General features: G+C 66.7%; 17 protein-coding genes and 1 tRNA gene. 13 read left to right on the forward strand and 5 right to left on the reverse strand.

Going from position 1 to position 15,019, the window contains the following annotated elements:
• Positions 1-34: 34 nt before the first annotated feature.
• Entirely contained in the window at positions 35-1,303 is a 1,269-nt protein-coding gene (locus IP65_RS09955) for a NupC/NupG family nucleoside CNT transporter (RefSeq protein ID WP_054131613.1), read from the reverse strand.
• A 101-nt stretch (positions 1,304-1,404) separates the two neighbouring features.
• Here IP65_RS09955 and IP65_RS09960 point away from each other — a divergent pair, with 101 nt between their 5' ends.
• From IP65_RS09960 to IP65_RS09990, 7 genes are all read left to right on the forward strand, one after another.
• The gene (locus IP65_RS09960; protein WP_054131843.1) at positions 1,405-2,085 is read left to right on the forward strand and encodes a queuosine precursor transporter; all 681 of its coding nucleotides are present in this window, start codon (positions 1,405-1,407) and stop codon (positions 2,083-2,085) included.
• A 65-nt stretch (positions 2,086-2,150) separates the two neighbouring features.
• Positions 2,151-3,065 carry an acetylglutamate kinase gene (gene argB / locus IP65_RS09965; RefSeq protein WP_022675597.1) on the forward strand — a complete coding sequence of 305 codons (915 nt, stop codon included), beginning with the start codon at positions 2,151-2,153 and terminating at the stop codon, positions 3,063-3,065.
• 87 nt (positions 3,066-3,152) lie between these two features.
• Complete coding sequence (locus tag IP65_RS09970; protein ID WP_054131614.1) at positions 3,153-3,743, forward strand: hypothetical protein; 591 nt, start codon at positions 3,153-3,155, stop codon at positions 3,741-3,743.
• Between the two features lie 113 nt (positions 3,744-3,856).
• On the forward strand, positions 3,857-4,150 hold the full coding sequence (locus IP65_RS09975; protein WP_022675599.1) for a YggT family protein: 294 nt from the start codon (positions 3,857-3,859) through the stop codon (positions 4,148-4,150).
• A 4-nt stretch (positions 4,151-4,154) separates the two neighbouring features.
• Complete coding sequence (gene folD, locus IP65_RS09980) at positions 4,155-5,048, forward strand: bifunctional methylenetetrahydrofolate dehydrogenase/methenyltetrahydrofolate cyclohydrolase FolD (protein WP_054131615.1); 894 nt, start codon at positions 4,155-4,157, stop codon at positions 5,046-5,048.
• 76 nt (positions 5,049-5,124) lie between these two features.
• Positions 5,125-5,889 (forward strand): hypothetical protein, encoded by a 765-nt coding sequence (locus IP65_RS09985; protein ID WP_054131616.1) that lies wholly within the window; start codon positions 5,125-5,127, stop codon positions 5,887-5,889.
• Position 5,890: 1 nt separating this feature from the next.
• A complete protein-coding gene (locus IP65_RS09990; protein WP_028657678.1) occupies positions 5,891-6,511 on the forward strand; it encodes a MarC family protein in 621 nt (206 codons plus the stop codon).
• A 114-nt stretch (positions 6,512-6,625) separates the two neighbouring features.
• On the opposite strand, the gene IP65_RS09995 is transcribed toward IP65_RS09990, so the two are convergent.
• Together IP65_RS09995 and IP65_RS22210 are read right to left on the reverse strand one after the other, a co-directional pair.
• The gene (locus tag IP65_RS09995) at positions 6,626-7,213 is read right to left on the reverse strand and encodes a TMEM165/GDT1 family protein (protein ID WP_054131617.1); all 588 of its coding nucleotides are present in this window, start codon (positions 7,211-7,213) and stop codon (positions 6,626-6,628) included.
• 214 nt (positions 7,214-7,427) lie between these two features.
• A complete protein-coding gene (locus IP65_RS22210; RefSeq protein ID WP_369801256.1) occupies positions 7,428-7,883 on the reverse strand; it encodes a DUF1289 domain-containing protein in 456 nt (151 codons plus the stop codon).
• A 44-nt stretch (positions 7,884-7,927) separates the two neighbouring features.
• On the opposite strand from IP65_RS22210, the gene IP65_RS10005 reads away from it, so the two are divergent.
• From IP65_RS10005 to IP65_RS10025, 5 genes are all read left to right on the forward strand, one after another.
• Positions 7,928-9,493, forward strand: a complete 1,566-nt coding sequence (locus IP65_RS10005; protein ID WP_054131619.1) for a DEAD/DEAH box helicase — start codon at positions 7,928-7,930, stop codon at positions 9,491-9,493.
• 217 nt (positions 9,494-9,710) lie between these two features.
• The gene (locus IP65_RS10010) at positions 9,711-11,216 is read left to right on the forward strand and encodes an ATP-binding protein (protein WP_054131620.1); all 1,506 of its coding nucleotides are present in this window, start codon (positions 9,711-9,713) and stop codon (positions 11,214-11,216) included.
• Positions 11,209-11,655, forward strand: coding sequence for a response regulator (locus IP65_RS10015; protein ID WP_054131621.1), 447 nt, complete (start codon positions 11,209-11,211; stop codon positions 11,653-11,655). Before IP65_RS10010 ends, IP65_RS10015 begins: the two co-directional genes overlap by 8 nt.
• 26 nt (positions 11,656-11,681) lie before the next feature.
• On the forward strand, positions 11,682-12,767 hold the full coding sequence (locus IP65_RS10020; protein ID WP_255352196.1) for a sensor histidine kinase: 1,086 nt from the start codon (positions 11,682-11,684) through the stop codon (positions 12,765-12,767).
• Positions 12,768-12,852: 85 nt separating this feature from the next.
• Entirely contained in the window at positions 12,853-13,284 is a 432-nt protein-coding gene (locus IP65_RS10025; protein ID WP_054131623.1) for a hypothetical protein, read from the forward strand.
• 7 nt (positions 13,285-13,291) lie between these two features.
• Here the strand turns inward: IP65_RS10025 and IP65_RS10030 are convergent, their stop codons facing one another.
• Together IP65_RS10030 and IP65_RS22170 are read right to left on the reverse strand one after the other, a co-directional pair.
• On the reverse strand, positions 13,292-13,792 hold the full coding sequence (locus IP65_RS10030; protein ID WP_054131624.1) for an MmcB family DNA repair protein: 501 nt from the start codon (positions 13,790-13,792) through the stop codon (positions 13,292-13,294).
• A 212-nt stretch (positions 13,793-14,004) separates the two neighbouring features.
• Complete coding sequence (locus IP65_RS22170; RefSeq protein WP_082350073.1) at positions 14,005-14,523, reverse strand: hypothetical protein; 519 nt, start codon at positions 14,521-14,523, stop codon at positions 14,005-14,007.
• Positions 14,524-14,661: 138 nt separating this feature from the next.
• Here IP65_RS22170 and IP65_RS10040 point away from each other — a divergent pair.
• Positions 14,662-14,738, forward strand: a tRNA-Arg gene (locus tag IP65_RS10040).
• Positions 14,739-15,019 lie beyond the last annotated feature (281 nt).

The raw sequence follows: 15,019 nt of genomic DNA on the forward strand, positions 1-15,019 counted from the left end.
GTGGCGGCCGCAAGGCCGACGGAGGAGCTTGATGTCAAAGCGACAGAAACAGCCCCGCCAGTGCCGCGCTCATCAGGTTGGACAGCGCGCCGGCGCACAGCGCCTTGATGCCCAGCCGCGCGATTACCGGGCGCTGGTTGGGTGCCAGGCCGCCGGTCACCGCCATCTGGATGGCGATCGAGGAGAAATTGGCAAAGCCGCACAGCGCGAAAGTGACGATCGCGATCGTGTGATCGGAAAGGCCCTTGGCCTCTTGCAGATCGATGAAGCCGACGAATTCGTTGAGCACGATCTTGGTGCCAAACAGGCCGCCGGCCTGCATTGCCTCGGCCCAGTTGGGCGCGCCCAAAAGCAGGAACACCGGCGCAAAGATCGGCGCGAGGATTTGCTGGAAGGTCAGGCCGGGATGGCCGAAGAAGCCGCCGGCCCAGCCCAGCATGCCATTGGCCAGCGCGATCAGCGCCACGAACGCCAGCAGCATCGCGCCCACCGCCACGGCCAGCTTCACCCCGGTCTGCGCGCCTTGCGCGGCGGCCATGATCAGGTTGGCCGGGCGCTGCTCTTCCGGCGCCTCTTCCAGCGAAGGCTTGATGTGCGGATTGGTCAGCGCGGCGTTGGCGTCGGCATCAACGGCATCGTGCAGCGGGGGCACGTCGGGCATGATCAGCTTGCCCATGAACACCCCACCCGGTGCCGACATGAACGCCGCCGCGACCAGGTAATCCACCCGCACGCCCAGCCCGGCATAGGCGGCCAGGATCGTGCCGGCCACGCCGGCCATGCCCACGCTCATCACCGTGAACACCTGGCTGGGCGAGAGCGCAGCGAGATAAGGGCGGATCACCAAGGGCGATTCGCTTTGTCCGACAAAGATGTTGGCCGCCGCGCACAGCGATTCCACGCGGCTGATGCCGGTCACCTTTTCCAGTGCGCCACCGATCCAGCGGATCACCAGCGGCATGATGCCCAGGTAATAGAGGATGGAGATCAGCGCGGCGAAGAACACGATTGGCGGCAGCACGGCGATCGCCACGCTCTTGCCGCCCAGTTCGGGCCGGGCGAGATCGCCGAACACGAATTCCACCCCGGCGCGCGAATAGGACAGCAACTGCTGCACTGCGCTGGCCGCCCCCTGCAACGCCGCCTTGCCCGGCGGAAAGCTCAGGACCAGCGCGGCCAGGCCCGCCTGCAGGGCAAAGGCTGGCAGCACCACCCGCCAGCGAATGGCGCGGCGGTTGGAGGAGAGCAGGAATGCGATGGCAAACAGCAGCGCCATGCCGCCAAGACTGGAAAGAATGCGCATGGCGGGATCGCCAACTCCACGTACGGGGGATTTAGACGGTTTCGTTCCTAACCATATTTGGCGCCGCGTCAAAATCAGGATAGAGGCCACCGATGGAAAAGATGCCTTCATCCGCGCCGCAGACCGTCTCCCTGCCCCGCGCACTGTTCGTATTTTCCCTGCTTTACGGCGGGTTAGTGGTTCTTGCCGGCGTGCTGGGGGCCAAGATCGCAAGCCTGGGCACCTGGCCCGTGGTGGGCAATCTGGCGGTGGAATCGGGCATTTTCTGCTTTCTGCTGCTGGTTGTGTTGTCCAGCACCACGGCCGAACTCTATGGCCAGAAGGCCGCGACCACGCTGGTGCGGCTGGGTTTCATCCCGCTGATCGTCTCGATGGTGCTGCTGACCCTGGTGATCCACGCCGTGCCGCCCGCGCCGTTCTGGCAGGGACAGGAAGCCTTTGCCACGGTGCTGGGCCAGGGCGCGCGGATGCAGCTGGCGGGGCTGATTTCCTATGGCGTGTCGCAAACACTCAACGTGCATGTCTTTGCCCGCATCGGCGGCGGCCAGGGGCAGCGGCTGCTGCTGCGCGCCTGGCTCGCCAGCCTGCTCAGCCAGGTGGCCGATACCGTGCTGTTCATCACGCTGTCGTTCTGGGGCGAAAAGGGCGCTGATGGACACCAGCTGCCGATCGGCGCGCTGATGACCGGGCAGCTGGGCGCCAAGCTGCTGCTGTCCACGCTGATGGTGCCGCCGCTGATCTGGCTGGCGGTGCGGCTGGGCCGCCGGCTCGATCGCGCCTGACACAAATCTTCACGGCGCAAATAACCACTGCAAATTCGGTCGAAGACGGCTAAGGCGCCGCCATCATGGCCACGAACATCGATCAGACCGACTCCTATCGCACCAGCATGCTCGCCAAGGCGGAAACGCTGACCGAGGCGCTGCCCTATCTGCAGCGTTATGCCGGCAAGACCTTTGTGGTGAAGTATGGCGGCCACGCCATGGGCGATCCCGATGCCGCGCGCGATTTTGCCGAGGACATCGTGCTGCTCAAGGCCGTGGGCGTGAATCCGGTGGTGGTGCATGGCGGCGGCCCGCAGATCGGCGCGATGCTCAAGAAGCTGGGCGTGGAATCGCACTTCATCGATGGCCTGCGCGTGACCGATGCCGCCACGGCCGAAGTGGCCGAGATGGTCTTGTCGGGCAAGATCAACAAGGAACTGGTCAGCTGGATCGCGGCAGCCGGGGGCAAGGCGCTGGGGATTTCCGGCAAGGACGCCGGCCTGGTCACCGCCACCAAGGTGGAACGCACGACCAAGGATCCGGAAAGCAATATCGAGCGCGTGGTCGATCTGGGCTTTGTCGGCGAACCGACCGAGATCGATCCCACCATCATCCACACCGCCAGCGCGGCCGGCTTCATCCCGGTCATCGCGCCGATCGGCGTGGGCAAGGACGGGCACACCTACAACATCAACGCCGATACCATGGCTGGCGCGATCGCGGCCAAGCTCGGCGCCTCGCGGTTGTTCCTGCTGACCGACGTGCCGGGTGTGCTCGATAAGGACAAGCGCCTGCTGACCGACCTGACCCCGCACGACATTGCCGGGCTGACGCGCGATGGCACGATCAGCGGCGGCATGATTCCCAAGCTGGAAACCTGCGTCCACGCGGTGGAGGCCGGGTGCGAGGCAGCGGTGGTGCTCGATGGCCGGGTGCCCCATGCCATGCTGCTCGAAATCTTCACCGCGCGCGGCGCTGGCACCCTGATCCACCGCTGACACAGCGTGGGCAGCAGCGAGCGCGACTGACGGCCAATGGAACGAAAGCCGATGCCAAGCGTGGTTAGGGGCATGATCCGTTCCTGCATGGCCACCGCCCTCGCCTCTGCCATCGTCATCAACCTTGCGGGATGTGACCGGCGGCCTGATCCCGCACCGCAAGCCTCTGCCAGCACGCCCGACAGCGCCGAGACCACGCCGCCGGCCTGGATCGTGGCGCCTTCTGACCTGCCGAGCGAAGACAGCGCGCCCGATGCCGCGTCAAAGCCTGCCGCGACTGACGCAGCCGCAGCCGATCCCGCCCCCAATCCGGCCTATGCAGCAGCGCTCAACGCCCGGCGTGATCCCGGCAAGGTACTGGCCGCCTGGGGCACGGCGGTGGAAGCGCGCGACTGGGCCTCGGTTCGCGCGTTCTGGGGCGATCACGGCAAGAGCAGCGGGCTCGACACCAAGGCATTCACCGCCCGCTGGGGCAAGCTGGTGCAACCGCGCGTGACGATCGATCCCGGTCAGTCCGAAGGCGCGGCCGGATCAATCTATTACACCGCCCCGGTCACGATCATCGACGGCGCCCGCCGCCTGACCGGCGAAGTGGTGCTGCGCCGGGTCAACGATGTGCCGGGCGCCACCGCCGAGCAGCTGCGCTGGCACATCGACAGCACCACCTTGACGCCCTGAGCGGGCCAAGACCCAACGAAATCTTGCGCAAAAGGGCGGCGTTCACCCGATTGCCCTTGGGGCCAAGCCTGGGCTAAAGCGCAGCACCGCTGCCGCCATAAGGAACGCCGCCCGTGCTGCTCTATACCCTTGTCCAGATGATCGATTACCTGATCAGCGTTGTCAGCATGGTCGTGATCGTGCAGTTCGTGATGAGCCTGCTGATCAGCTTCAACGTGATCAACACCAGCAACAACGCGGTCGTCGCGATCTGGCGCGCGCTCAATGCCATTCTCGATCCGCTGCTGGCGCCGATCCGCCGCTTCATGCCGAACACCGGTGGCATCGATTTTTCGCCAATGGTGCTGATCGTGCTGCTGCGCCTGCTGTCGATCCTGCTCAATGGCCTGGCCGCCTCGGGGTACTGATTTCATGACTGCCAACGTTATCGACGGAAAGGCCTTTGCGGCCGACCTGCGCGCGCGCATCGCCACGCTGGCGGCCGAATTCACGCAGGCCACCGGGCGCCAGGCGGGCCTCGCCGTGGTGCTGGTGGGCGAAGACCCGGCCAGCCAGGTCTATGTCCGCTCCAAGGGCAAGAGCACGGTGGAAGCCGGCATGGCCAGCTTCGAACACAAGCTGCCCGCCGATACCGACGAAGCCACGCTGCTGGCCCTGGTCGAACAGCTCAACGCCGATCCCGCCGTCGATGGCATCCTGGTGCAGTTGCCGCTGCCCCGCCATCTTGACGAGCAGAAGGTGATCGCCACGATCAACCCCGACAAGGACGTGGATGGCTTTCACGTCACCAATGCCGGGCGGCTGGCGGTGGGCCAGGCCGGCTTCGTGCCGTGCACGCCGCTGGGCTGCCTGATGCTGCTGCAAGACCGGTTGGGCGATCTGTCCGGGCTCGATGCCGTGGTCATTGGCCGCTCCAACATTGTGGGCAAGCCGATGGCCCAGCTGCTGCTGGCGCAAAGCTGCACGGTGACCGTGGCGCACAGCCGCACCCGCAATCTGCCCGATGTGGTGCGCCGCGCCGATATCGTCGTGGCCGCCGTTGGCCGCCCGGAAATGATCCGGGGTGACTGGATCAAGCCTGGCGCCACGGTGATCGACGTGGGCATCAACCGCGTGGCCGGTGCCGTGGAAGGCAAGACGCGCCTGGTCGGCGATGTTGCCTATGACGAAGCCGCTGCGGTGGCGGGCGCGATCACGCCGGTGCCCGGCGGCGTCGGCCCGATGACCATTGCCGTGCTGCTGCGCAACACGCTGGTGGCGGCCTATCGCCACGCCGGCCTGGCCCTGGCGCCTGACGCGATCTGATCACGGTTCTTGGCGGAACGTTTCATTGCCAAGTGCTTGCTTGGCCCCCGGGCCGGCATCCGATAGAACCGGGGGCATGCTGTTTCGTGCCCCCGGCATCGCCCTTGCGCTTGCCTTCTGCCTTGCCGCCCCCGCCCTGGCCCAGCCGGCCGGCGGACGCGTGCGGATGATCGCCAATCCCAGCGCGCTGATCGGCGCCGATATCGCTACGGCCCAGGCCATGCAGGCCAAGGGCCCGCGCGAGGGACTGGCCACCAGCATGGCCGAAGGGGCCGAGCTTATCCTGCCGCCACGCCAGGCAGCCGATCCCCTGCTGCGCCGCAAGGATGCCATGCCGGGCCACCCGCATCAGCCCGATGCCGCGTGGATCGCCTGCGACGGCAGCTTTGGCATCACCCGTGGCCGCTGGAAAACCGCCACCGGAACCGGCGGCTGGTATGCCACGGTGTGGCAGCGCCACGCCAAGAAGGGCAACTACCAATGGCGCCTGTCGCTGGAGGGCACGGCCGCCAGCCTGCCCGATGCGCCCGAATTCCTGATCGGCCTGGTGGCCGATTGCCCGGCCCGGCCGATGCCAGCCGGCGCAGACGATCGCCCTGCGCCCAAGCCCGCCAAGAACGCGCCCATCGTGCAGCGCCCCCTGGCTGGCGCGATTCCCGCTGACGACGCGCCCGCCGGGTCCGACAGTCAGACCGCGCAATCCAACGATGGCACCCTGGCCTGGCGATCCACCGTGCGGCCCGATGGCAGCCGCGCGTTTCGCGCCTGGCAGTGGAAAGACGGCGTGATGGCCGACATTGTCCATCTGGACGCCGCCCCCGACCAGCGCCAAGGTGGCTGACATGCTGCAACTGTTCCTGTCCGCCTTCACCACGCTGTTTCTGGTGATCGATCCGCCCGGCTGCGCGCCGATCTATGCCGGGCTGACCACCCATGCCAGCGCGCGCCAAGCCACGCAGATGGCGCTGCGCGCCTGCGTGATCGCCACCGGCATCCTGGTGGTCTTTGCCCTGTTCGGCGAAGCCCTGCTCGGCGCGCTGCACATCGAACTCGCCAGCTTTCGCATCGCCGGCGGCATCATGCTGTTCCTGATCGCACTCGACATGGTGTTCGAAAAGCGCACCGAACGGCGCGAGGAACGCGCGGAAAAGGTGCGCAATGCCCAGCCCCACGTGGAAGACGTCTCGGTCTTTCCCATGGCCATGCCGATGCTGGCCGGGCCGGGCTCGATCGCCTCGATCATGCTGCTGACCGCGCGCGCCCACGGCACCGAGGAAACCGCAGTGGTGCTCGCCGCGCTGGGCGTCGTCATGGTGCTCAGCTTTGTTGCGCTGGTGGCCGCCCGCCCGATCATCCGCGTGCTGGGCGAACAGGTAGAGGCGGTGGTTACCCGCCTGCTCGGCGTGCTGCTCGCCGCGCTTGCGGCGCAATTCGTGATCGACGGGCTGCGCACGCAGTTTTAACGGCTGCGCGCGACAAGGGCTTCGACAAGCTCAGCCCGAACGGTTCCGGGGGGTAATGCCCCCCCCCCGTTCGCCCTGAGCCTGTCGAAGGGCGCCAACGCAGCGCCCCAACCCTCAAACCAGACCAGCCGTCTGCGCCAGCAGCCAGCTGCCGATCACGATGAACAGCGCGGCGGCAACCATGCGCACCAGGTTCATCGGCACGCGCGCGATCAGGGCATTGCCCAGGAACACCGCCGGCACATTGGCCAGCATCATGCCCAGCGTCGTGCCGGCCGTGACCGCCACGGCATCGTGGAACCGCGCGCCCAGCGCGATGGTCGCCACCTGGGTCTTGTCGCCCATTTCCACCAGGAAGAACGCCACCACCGTGGTCAGGAACGCGCCAAAGCGCGCCGGCCGCGCCGCGTCGTCCTCGTCATCGAGCTTGTCGGGCACCAGGGTCCACAGGCCCATGGCGATGAAGCCGCCCGCAATGGCATAGCGGAACCACAGGCCATCGAGCAGGTCGGCCGCGACCATGCCGACCAGGGCGGCGAGGAAATGGTTGACCAGCGTGGCAGCGAGGATGCCCAGCACGATCGGCACTGGCCGCTTGAACCGCGTGGCCAGGACAATGGCGAGAAGCTGGGTCTTGTCGCCGATTTCGGCCAGCGCGACCACGGCGGCGGAGGTGCTGAAGGCTTCGAACAAGGGTGCCATGGGTGATACGTTCCGGGCCGGGCGAGACGAAGACAAACGACAGCGCGTGCTTCCGCCCGGCCGAGCGAATCACACAGCTGCCATTTGGTCTTGCCCGCAGCGGGCCGTGTCCGGCCTGCCTCTGCCCGCGCCATGATCTCTCGACCAAGCATGTTGACGCTGGGCGCCGCGCGCGACGCGCGGTGGCTACTCCCCAAGTGACGTGGCCGATCGGTTAGGGTGCCACGTGGCCGGTGGCAAGGCGTTTTTCACAACGTGCCAGGATTGCATGCTTTTCTTCCGCTCCCGCGCGGTACCATGCGGTGATTTCGGCCATGGTGCGGGCACAGCCACGGCACAGGCCGCTATCGGGCGCGATGCTGCACACCCCCGTGCAGGGGCTGGCGGGCATGGCGGATGGGCCGGAAGAATCCATGCCACGCCCTAGGCCCGGGTGCAGCGCAGCGCAATTTCCTTGCGTATCGGGGCCATTGCCCCTAAGGGAGGCGCCAGCAGGTGCGATGCGCCCGCCGCGATCCCGCGGTAGGTGACAGAGGCCCGGGCAAGCGTGAGATCGACCGTCCCTACGGAAACGATCCGCCCCGGCTGCGCGCATCGTGCCCCACCCGCCTCCCTTTATCACGCAAGGGGTCGCACGTTCGACCCTGCACCCATCGGGCCTGTCGCGCATTGTCGTGGCCGGCCATGGGAGGCATTGCAAAGCATTGGAACTCCATGTCCTATTTTTCTGACCTTGGCCTTGCCGAGCCGATTCTCCGCGCGCTTGAAACCAAGGGCTACACCGATCCCACCCCGATCCAGCGCCAGTCGATTCCCGCGCTGCTCGAAGGGCGCGATCTTCTCGGCATCGCGCAGACCGGCACCGGCAAGACCGCCGCGTTCGCGCTGCCCTCGCTGCACCGCCTGGCCGCCGATCCGCAGCCGCGCAAGCCGGCGTCGTGCCGCATGCTGGTGCTTTCGCCGACCCGCGAACTGGCCGCCCAGATCGCCGACAACATGAAGGGCTATGCCAAGAACCTGCGCCTGACGGTCGATTGCGTGTTCGGTGGCATTCCCATCGGCAAGCAGGCCCGCCGCCTGGTGCCGGGCGTCGATATCCTGGTGGCCACGCCAGGCCGCCTGCTCGACCTGATCGACAACCGCGCGCTGACCATCGGCCGCACTGAAATCTTCGTGCTCGACGAAGCCGACCAGATGATGGACCTGGGCTTCATCCATGCGCTCAAGCGCGTCGCCAACCTGCTGCCGGCCAAGCGCCAGAGCCTGTTCTTTTCCGCCACCATGCCCAAGTCGATCGAAGACCTGGGCAAGCAGTTCATCAAGAACCCGGTGCGCGTGGAAGTGGCCCCGCAATCGACCACGGCCGAACGCGTCGAACAGTTCGTCAGCTTCCTCAACCAGCCGGAAAAGCAGGCGCTGCTGTCGCTGACGATCCGCCGCCTGCTGGCGGAAAAGCAGCTCGATCGCGGCATCGTGTTCACCCGCACCAAGCATGGTGCCGATCGCGTGGCGCGCAATCTTTCGGCCGCCGGCATCGATGCCCGCGCCATCCATGGCAACAAGAGCCAGGCGCAGCGCACAGCCGCGCTGGAAGCGTTCCGCCAGGGTTCGTGCCCGGTGCTGGTGGCAACCGACATTGCCGCACGCGGGATCGACGTTTCGGGGGTGAGCCACGTGTTCAACTTCGAACTGCCCAACGTGCCCGAACAATACGTGCACCGCATTGGCCGCACCGCGCGCGCCGGCGCCGATGGCGTGGCGATCAGCTTCTGCGCGCCTGATGAAAAGCCCTACCTGCGCGATATCGAACGCCTCACCAAGGTGAAGCCCGATGTCATGCCGCTGCCGGAAAACTTCCTGGCCGATGCGGCACGCCTGCCCGCACCCGTGCGTCGCGCGGCCGAAGACACCGACATGCGCCGCGACCAGCCGCGCGGCCGCGCCGGTGGTGGTCGTCGCGATGGCGGGCGCAGCGACGGTGGCCGCCAGGACGGCGGACGCCGCGATGGTCGCCGTGATGGTGGCCCGCGCCAGGACGCCCCTCGCGCCGACAATCGCGGCGAGCCCCGCCGTGACGACACGCGCCGCAGCGACGCACCCCGCAGCGACGCGCCGCGCAGCGCAGACCGCACGGGCCAGGATCGCCGTCGCAGCGATGCCCCGCGCAGCGATGCCGCCCGGCACGACGCCGGTGGCGAAGCGGCTGCCAAGCGCCGGTTCCGCCCGCGCGGCCCGGCCACGACCGGCCAGCACCGCAACAAGGTGCGCCGCGTGGTCTGATCCAGCGGCAGCGCCGATGGCTTGAAAAAGGGGTGTGGGCCACGCGGCCTGCACCCTTTTTCATGCCCAACCCGCGCATCGCCACAGCCTTGCCGCGCTCGCCCCGGCGCAAAAATGCCATTGTCGGGGGATGCGGGTGGAACCAACGGGCCCGCTTGGCATTTGAACCGCGGGCGCGCGGCGCCATTTGCGATCGTGCCGCGCGGGAAGGGTTTCAATGCAATCGACGAATCTGACCGCGCTGGGCAGGGATACCCGGGTCAACCGCTTCATCCTGACACTGTTGACCATCGGCTTTGCCGCCCTGCTCGCCGGGCTCGGTGCGGCGTTGTGGACGCAGCAACGCAATACCGACAGCGAGCGCTGGGTTGCTCATACGCTGGAAGTGCAAGCGCGCATCGGCGCCTTTGCCAGCAAGGCCGAGCGCATGGAAACCGCCCGGCGCGGCCGCCTGCTGAGCGATGACCCCGCGTTCAATGGCCTGTTCGACGAGGCATTGGCCAGCGCGCTCGCCGATCTCGACATGGTCCAGAGCAAGACCGCAGACAATCCCGAGCAGGCCGCCAACATCCGCCGGATGCGGCAATTGCTGAGCGATTACGTCAAGGCCGAAAGGACGGAGCGCAGCAAGGGCCAAAGCGCGCAGGCCGCCCTGCGCAGCGATTTCTTCCACGATCCCGTCGTCGTCCATATTCGCGAAATCCGCCAGGTGGCCGACGCCATGGCCGATGAAGAGCGCGCCCTGCTGCGCCAGCGCGAATCGCTGCAGGCGCAAAGCCTGCGCACGTTCAACATGGTGCTGGTGGCGATCGCGCTGCTGATCCTGACAGTGGCCAGTGCCACGATCCTGCTGGTGCGCCGCACCTTGCGCGATCTGCGCGCCTCGCGCCTGGAACTGAGCGCGCTCAATACCGACCTGGAACGCCTGGTCGATTCGCGCACCACCGAGCTGCAGCGCGCCAACGCCGAAATCCAGCGCTTTGCCTATATTGTCAGTCATGATCTGCGCTCTCCGCTGGTCAACGTCATGGGCTTTACCGCCGAACTGGAAGCGGCGACCGACGTGATCGCCCGCTCGCTGCACGATCCGGCGCAGGCGGGCGCTGCGGTGCCCTCGCCCGCCGATGTGCTGCGCGCGGTAGAGGAAGACCTGCCCGAGGCGATCGGCTTCATCCGCAGTTCCACCCAGAAGATGGACCGGCTGATCAATGCCATCCTGCGCCTCTCGCGCGAAGGGCGCCGCACCCTGGCGCCCGAGACGCTCGATCTCACCGCGCTGGTCCGCTCGATTGCCGATACGATGCAGCACCGCCTGACCGAAACCGGCACCACGCTGACCATCGCGCCGCTGCCCGCGCTCACCAGCGATCGCACCGCGCTGGAACAGATTCTGTCCAACCTGATGGAAAACGCGCTGAAGTACCTTCAGCCCGGCCGCGCCGGTGAAATCCACATCAGCGGCAAGGCCGTGCGCGGCCGCGCCATCATCGAGGTGACGGACAACGGTCGCGGCATCGATCCGCGTGATCATGAACGCATTTTCGACCTTTTCCGCCGCTCTGGCGTGCAGGACCAGCCGGGCGAAGGCATCGGTCTTGCGCATGTTCGTGCGCTTGCCTATCGCCTTGGCGGCGTGATCGAAGTGGTTTCGGAACTGGGCAAGGGCGCCACGTTCCGCGTCAACCTGCCGATCGAATGGAAAGGCGCAGAAGCCAATGGTTAATCAACGTCCCGTCAACATCGTGATGATCGAGGACGACGAGGGTCATGCCCGTCTCATCGAGAAGAACATCCGCCGCGCCGGCATTTCCAACACGATCCATCACTTCGTCGATGGCACCTCGGCGCTGTCGTTCCTGCTCGATAGCGAGCACGGCCCCAGCCACAACGGGCCGGCGCTGGTCCTGCTCGATCTCAACCTGCCGGACATGAGCGGGATCGACATCCTCGCCCGGATCAAGAGCGATGATGGCCCGCTGCGCCGCACCCCGGTGGTCGTGCTGACCACTACCGATGACAAGGTGGAAATCCAGCGCTGCTATGACCTGGGCTGCAACGTCTACATCACCAAGCCCGTGAACTATGAAAGCTTTGCCGACGCGATCCGTCAGTTGGGCCTGTTCCTGTCGGTGATCCAGATCCCGAGTGCGGAGGAGGTCTGATCCGTCCCGCCGCGCGCATTCTCTATATCGACGACGACGAGGGGCTGCGGCGCCTCGTCGCACGTGTGCTGGCGCGCAAGGGATATGACGTAACCACCGCGGCCAGCGGCGATGAAGGCATCGCCATGACCGCAAGCCAGGCTTTCGACCTGGTAGCCGTGGACCATTACATGCCGGGTCGCGACGGCCTCTCCACGCTCGAAGGGCTGCGCGCCCTGCCCGATTGCCCGCCGATCGTCTATGTCACCGGCTCGGAAGAGAGCCGCATCGCCGTGGCCGCGCTGAAAGCCGGGGCGCAGGACTATGTCGTCAAGGCAGTGGGCGACGATTTCTTCGATCTTCTGGCGCAAAGCTTTGCCCAGGTGCTGGAAGCCACCGCCCTGCGCCAGGCCCGCGACCGCGCCGAACAGGATCTGCGCGCCAGCAACGCCCGGCTGGAAACCCTGCTGCGCGAGGTCAACCACCGCGTTGCCAACAACCTCCAGATGGTCATGGCGTTCGTCTCGATGCAGGCGCGCAGCGTGGACAACGAGGCCGCGCGCGATGCGCTCTATCGCGCGCACCAGCGCATTGCCACGATCGCCCAGGTCAACCGGCGGCTTTACACGACCAATGACGTCGAATTCGTGGCGATCGACGATTATCTCGCCGCTCTGGCCAGCGACATGGGCGATGCCTGGTCGGCCCAGCGGCCGCGCACGGTGACGGTCGATGCCGATCCCGCGCGGCTGAAAACCGACCTTGCCGTCACCATTGGCCTTGCCGCCAACGAACTGGTCGGCAATGCCTGCAAATATGCTTATCCGGCCGATGCCGAAGGCGAGGTGCGCGTCACCCTGCGCCTGACGCAGCAGGCTGATGCCGAGGCGCGCCTGATGCTGTGCGTGGAAGACGATGGCTGGGGCATGCCGCCCGACGGCACCGTGCATGGCACCGGCCTTGGCACGCGGCTGATCGATGCGCTCACCCGCTCGCGCGGGGCACGCTTGGCACACGAGGCGGTGCATCCCGGCGAGGCTATGCCCGGCACGCGCGCCTGCCTGACGCTTACCCTCAACGCTGATGATCTGTGCCTGGGCGACGAAAGCGTGCCGGCGGATTTCACCATCTGAACCTTGCCGTCGCGGCAGTTTGTGATATTTTTCATATCACGAATACACCATCGATCACGGCAAGCGCAGGCAACGGGGATGGAGCATGGGCAAGAAGCGCAAGCGCAACGCGGAAAAGGCGGCGGCTGATCAAGGCCTGACGCGGGCCGTCATGGCACTGCTGGCCCAAGCCATGGCCGAGCCGGACGTGGCGCGCTGCACCCTGTCGATCGACAAGACCACCGGCCTTGCCCGCCTGGCCACGAGCGGCGCGGACGGCCGCACCGCCACGCGCGAGATCGTCGGCCCTGGCCTCGCGCTCGATACGCTGACCAACGCGCCAGACGAACAACCGGATCAATTGCCCAGCGCATTGCCAGCAACCAGCGGGCGCAGCGGTGCCCAGGCCCGTGCCGCCCGCGATGCGCAGATCGTGGCGCTCGCCGCACGCGGCCTTACCCAGACCGAAACCGCACGGGTGCTGTCAGTCTCCCAGGCGCTGGTATCCAAAGTGCTGCGCGCCGCCGCGGCCGGCTAAACCCCGCTCAATGGTCGATGCCCCAGGTGGCGCAGGTCGGATCGGCCGCCACCACCTGCCGGCGCAAGGCGGTGCGGGCCAGGCGCTCCACCTCTACCTTGCGACGCGCGGCGGCCAGCGGCAGGCTGGGCGCCGGCCGCACGATTTCCGCATCATAGCCATCGGCCACGATGATGCCGCAGGCCTGCGGCAGAAACGCCGCATCGTTGAGCACGGCGCGATCAAGATGCGGTGCCAGCCCCCAATAGAACCGGTCGCAATGATCGAGGTATTCCGGCCACTTGCTATCGCCCAGCAGATCGGCGCGGCTGACCTTGATTTCCACGATCACCACCCGCCCCTTGCCATCGATCCCCATCAGATCGGCCCGCCGGCCATTGCGCAGCGGCATTTCCGCCAGACACCAGATATCGTTGCGGGCAAACAGCCGCGCCACGCCGCGTGCCACGGCCAAGGCATCGGGCGACAGCGAGGGGGCGGTGGGCGGAACGAGAATCGAATCGGACATGCCGCCAGATTAGGAACATAATGCGAACAGGTAAAGCCGCAGCCCGCCAGGTTCGCTGTGATCCAACCTAGGGTGTGTGGGGATTCAGGTCAGGGTGGAGCGAGAATGGCTGATTTTCGCGACCCGGAGCGCAGCGTACTTTCGGTACGTGAGCACCGGAAGCGCGAAAAGCGGCCGTTCGCAGCCCGCCATGGGCTGAATCCCCACACACCCTAGCGTTGCGGCCGAAGATTGAGCGGGGGGATCAGATCGAGCAGCGCAGCACGCGCGGCCTCGAATTCCTGCCACAGCGCCTGGGCGGCCTGGCGCAGCGCCTCGGGCGTCGCACGGCCCTGGGCGGCGATCAGGGCGCGCAAGCCCGGTTGCAGCACGGCAGCCAGGTCTTCGATTCCGTCGCGCGCCTGGTCGGCCCGCCAGCCGCCGGTGGCCCGCATGATCGCGGGAAAGTTGCGCACGTCGGGCCGCAGCGGTTCAGGGGGACGCCCCGCCAGCACCGCCACCGACCGCGCCGCCTCGTGCAGCGCCATCCACACCGTATCGAGCGGCGACATGCCCGCCAGCCGTGCCCGCGCCGCCAGCCGATCGGCCCCCAGCACATCCGATGCGCCGCCGGGCAACAGCGGCGGCGGGCCGCCCTGCACCGTTTGCCGCGCCTGCTCGCGCAAGGGATCGCGCGGCGCTGAATCAAGGCTTTGGCCAGCGCGGAAGGACTGGAATGGGGGGTGTTCCATGGCGGAAAGGCTAGGCCGGGATTGTTAACCGATTCCTAATTTTCCGCCGTGCCGATGCCGTGGCCAGGGGCCTTACAAAAACCGCTGGGCAAAAACCGCTGGCATGCCCTGCCCGCCACTGCTAGGGCGCCACTTCACGCACCCGTAGCTCAGCTGGATAGAGTACTGCCCTCCGAAGGCAGGGGTCACAGGTTCGAATCCTGTCGGGTGCGCCACTTCCCTCAACATCTGATGCTTGATCGCCCTCTTGGCCCGCGCTGCGCGTGGCGCCAGCGCTGCGCCGACGCCGCTCACGGCATTACCGCGTAATTGTGCGTAAGCTGTTCCGACAATAAATTCACCGTGAACACGGCATATCGTTCCGCGCATGACGTTCAGCGGAACAAGACGCACAGTATTGGTATATATACTTAGCAATCAGCAGATTTCAGCCAATATTGTGTTGATTCAGCCGATTCTGCATAACCGCCGCCGAACCTCGTGAATATGCGCCGCC

The sequence above is a fragment of the Novosphingobium sp. AAP1 genome (genome assembly GCF_001295765.1).
In the GTDB taxonomy this organism is placed as follows: domain Bacteria; phylum Pseudomonadota; class Alphaproteobacteria; order Sphingomonadales; family Sphingomonadaceae; genus Novosphingobium; species Novosphingobium capsulatum.

Bases quoted from the DNA above. Each gene is read 5' to 3' on its own strand.
- IP65_RS22210 (WP_369801256.1), bottom strand. From the start codon at position 7,883: ATGCGCGACAGGCCCGATGGGTGCAGGGTCGAACGTGCGACCCCTTGC.
- argB (WP_022675597.1), top strand. From the start codon at position 2,151: ATGGCCACGAACATCGATCAGACCGACTCCTATCGCACCAGCATGCTC.
- IP65_RS09955 (WP_054131613.1), bottom strand. From the start codon at position 1,303: ATGCGCATTCTTTCCAGTCTTGGCGGCATGGCGCTGCTGTTTGCCATC.
- IP65_RS10015 (WP_054131621.1), top strand. From the start codon at position 11,209: ATGGTTAATCAACGTCCCGTCAACATCGTGATGATCGAGGACGACGAG.
- folD (WP_054131615.1), top strand. From the start codon at position 4,155: ATGACTGCCAACGTTATCGACGGAAAGGCCTTTGCGGCCGACCTGCGC.
- IP65_RS09960 (WP_054131843.1), top strand. From the start codon at position 1,405: ATGCCTTCATCCGCGCCGCAGACCGTCTCCCTGCCCCGCGCACTGTTC.
- IP65_RS09990 (WP_028657678.1), top strand. From the start codon at position 5,891: ATGCTGCAACTGTTCCTGTCCGCCTTCACCACGCTGTTTCTGGTGATC.
- IP65_RS10030 (WP_054131624.1), bottom strand. From the start codon at position 13,792: ATGTCCGATTCGATTCTCGTTCCGCCCACCGCCCCCTCGCTGTCGCCC.
- IP65_RS09985 (WP_054131616.1), top strand. From the start codon at position 5,125: ATGCTGTTTCGTGCCCCCGGCATCGCCCTTGCGCTTGCCTTCTGCCTT.
- IP65_RS22170 (WP_082350073.1), bottom strand. From the start codon at position 14,523: ATGGAACACCCCCCATTCCAGTCCTTCCGCGCTGGCCAAAGCCTTGAT.
- IP65_RS10005 (WP_054131619.1), top strand. From the start codon at position 7,928: ATGTCCTATTTTTCTGACCTTGGCCTTGCCGAGCCGATTCTCCGCGCG.
- IP65_RS09995 (WP_054131617.1), bottom strand. From the start codon at position 7,213: ATGGCACCCTTGTTCGAAGCCTTCAGCACCTCCGCCGCCGTGGTCGCG.
- IP65_RS10025 (WP_054131623.1), top strand. From the start codon at position 12,853: ATGGGCAAGAAGCGCAAGCGCAACGCGGAAAAGGCGGCGGCTGATCAA.
- IP65_RS10010 (WP_054131620.1), top strand. From the start codon at position 9,711: ATGCAATCGACGAATCTGACCGCGCTGGGCAGGGATACCCGGGTCAAC.
- IP65_RS09970 (WP_054131614.1), top strand. From the start codon at position 3,153: ATGGCCACCGCCCTCGCCTCTGCCATCGTCATCAACCTTGCGGGATGT.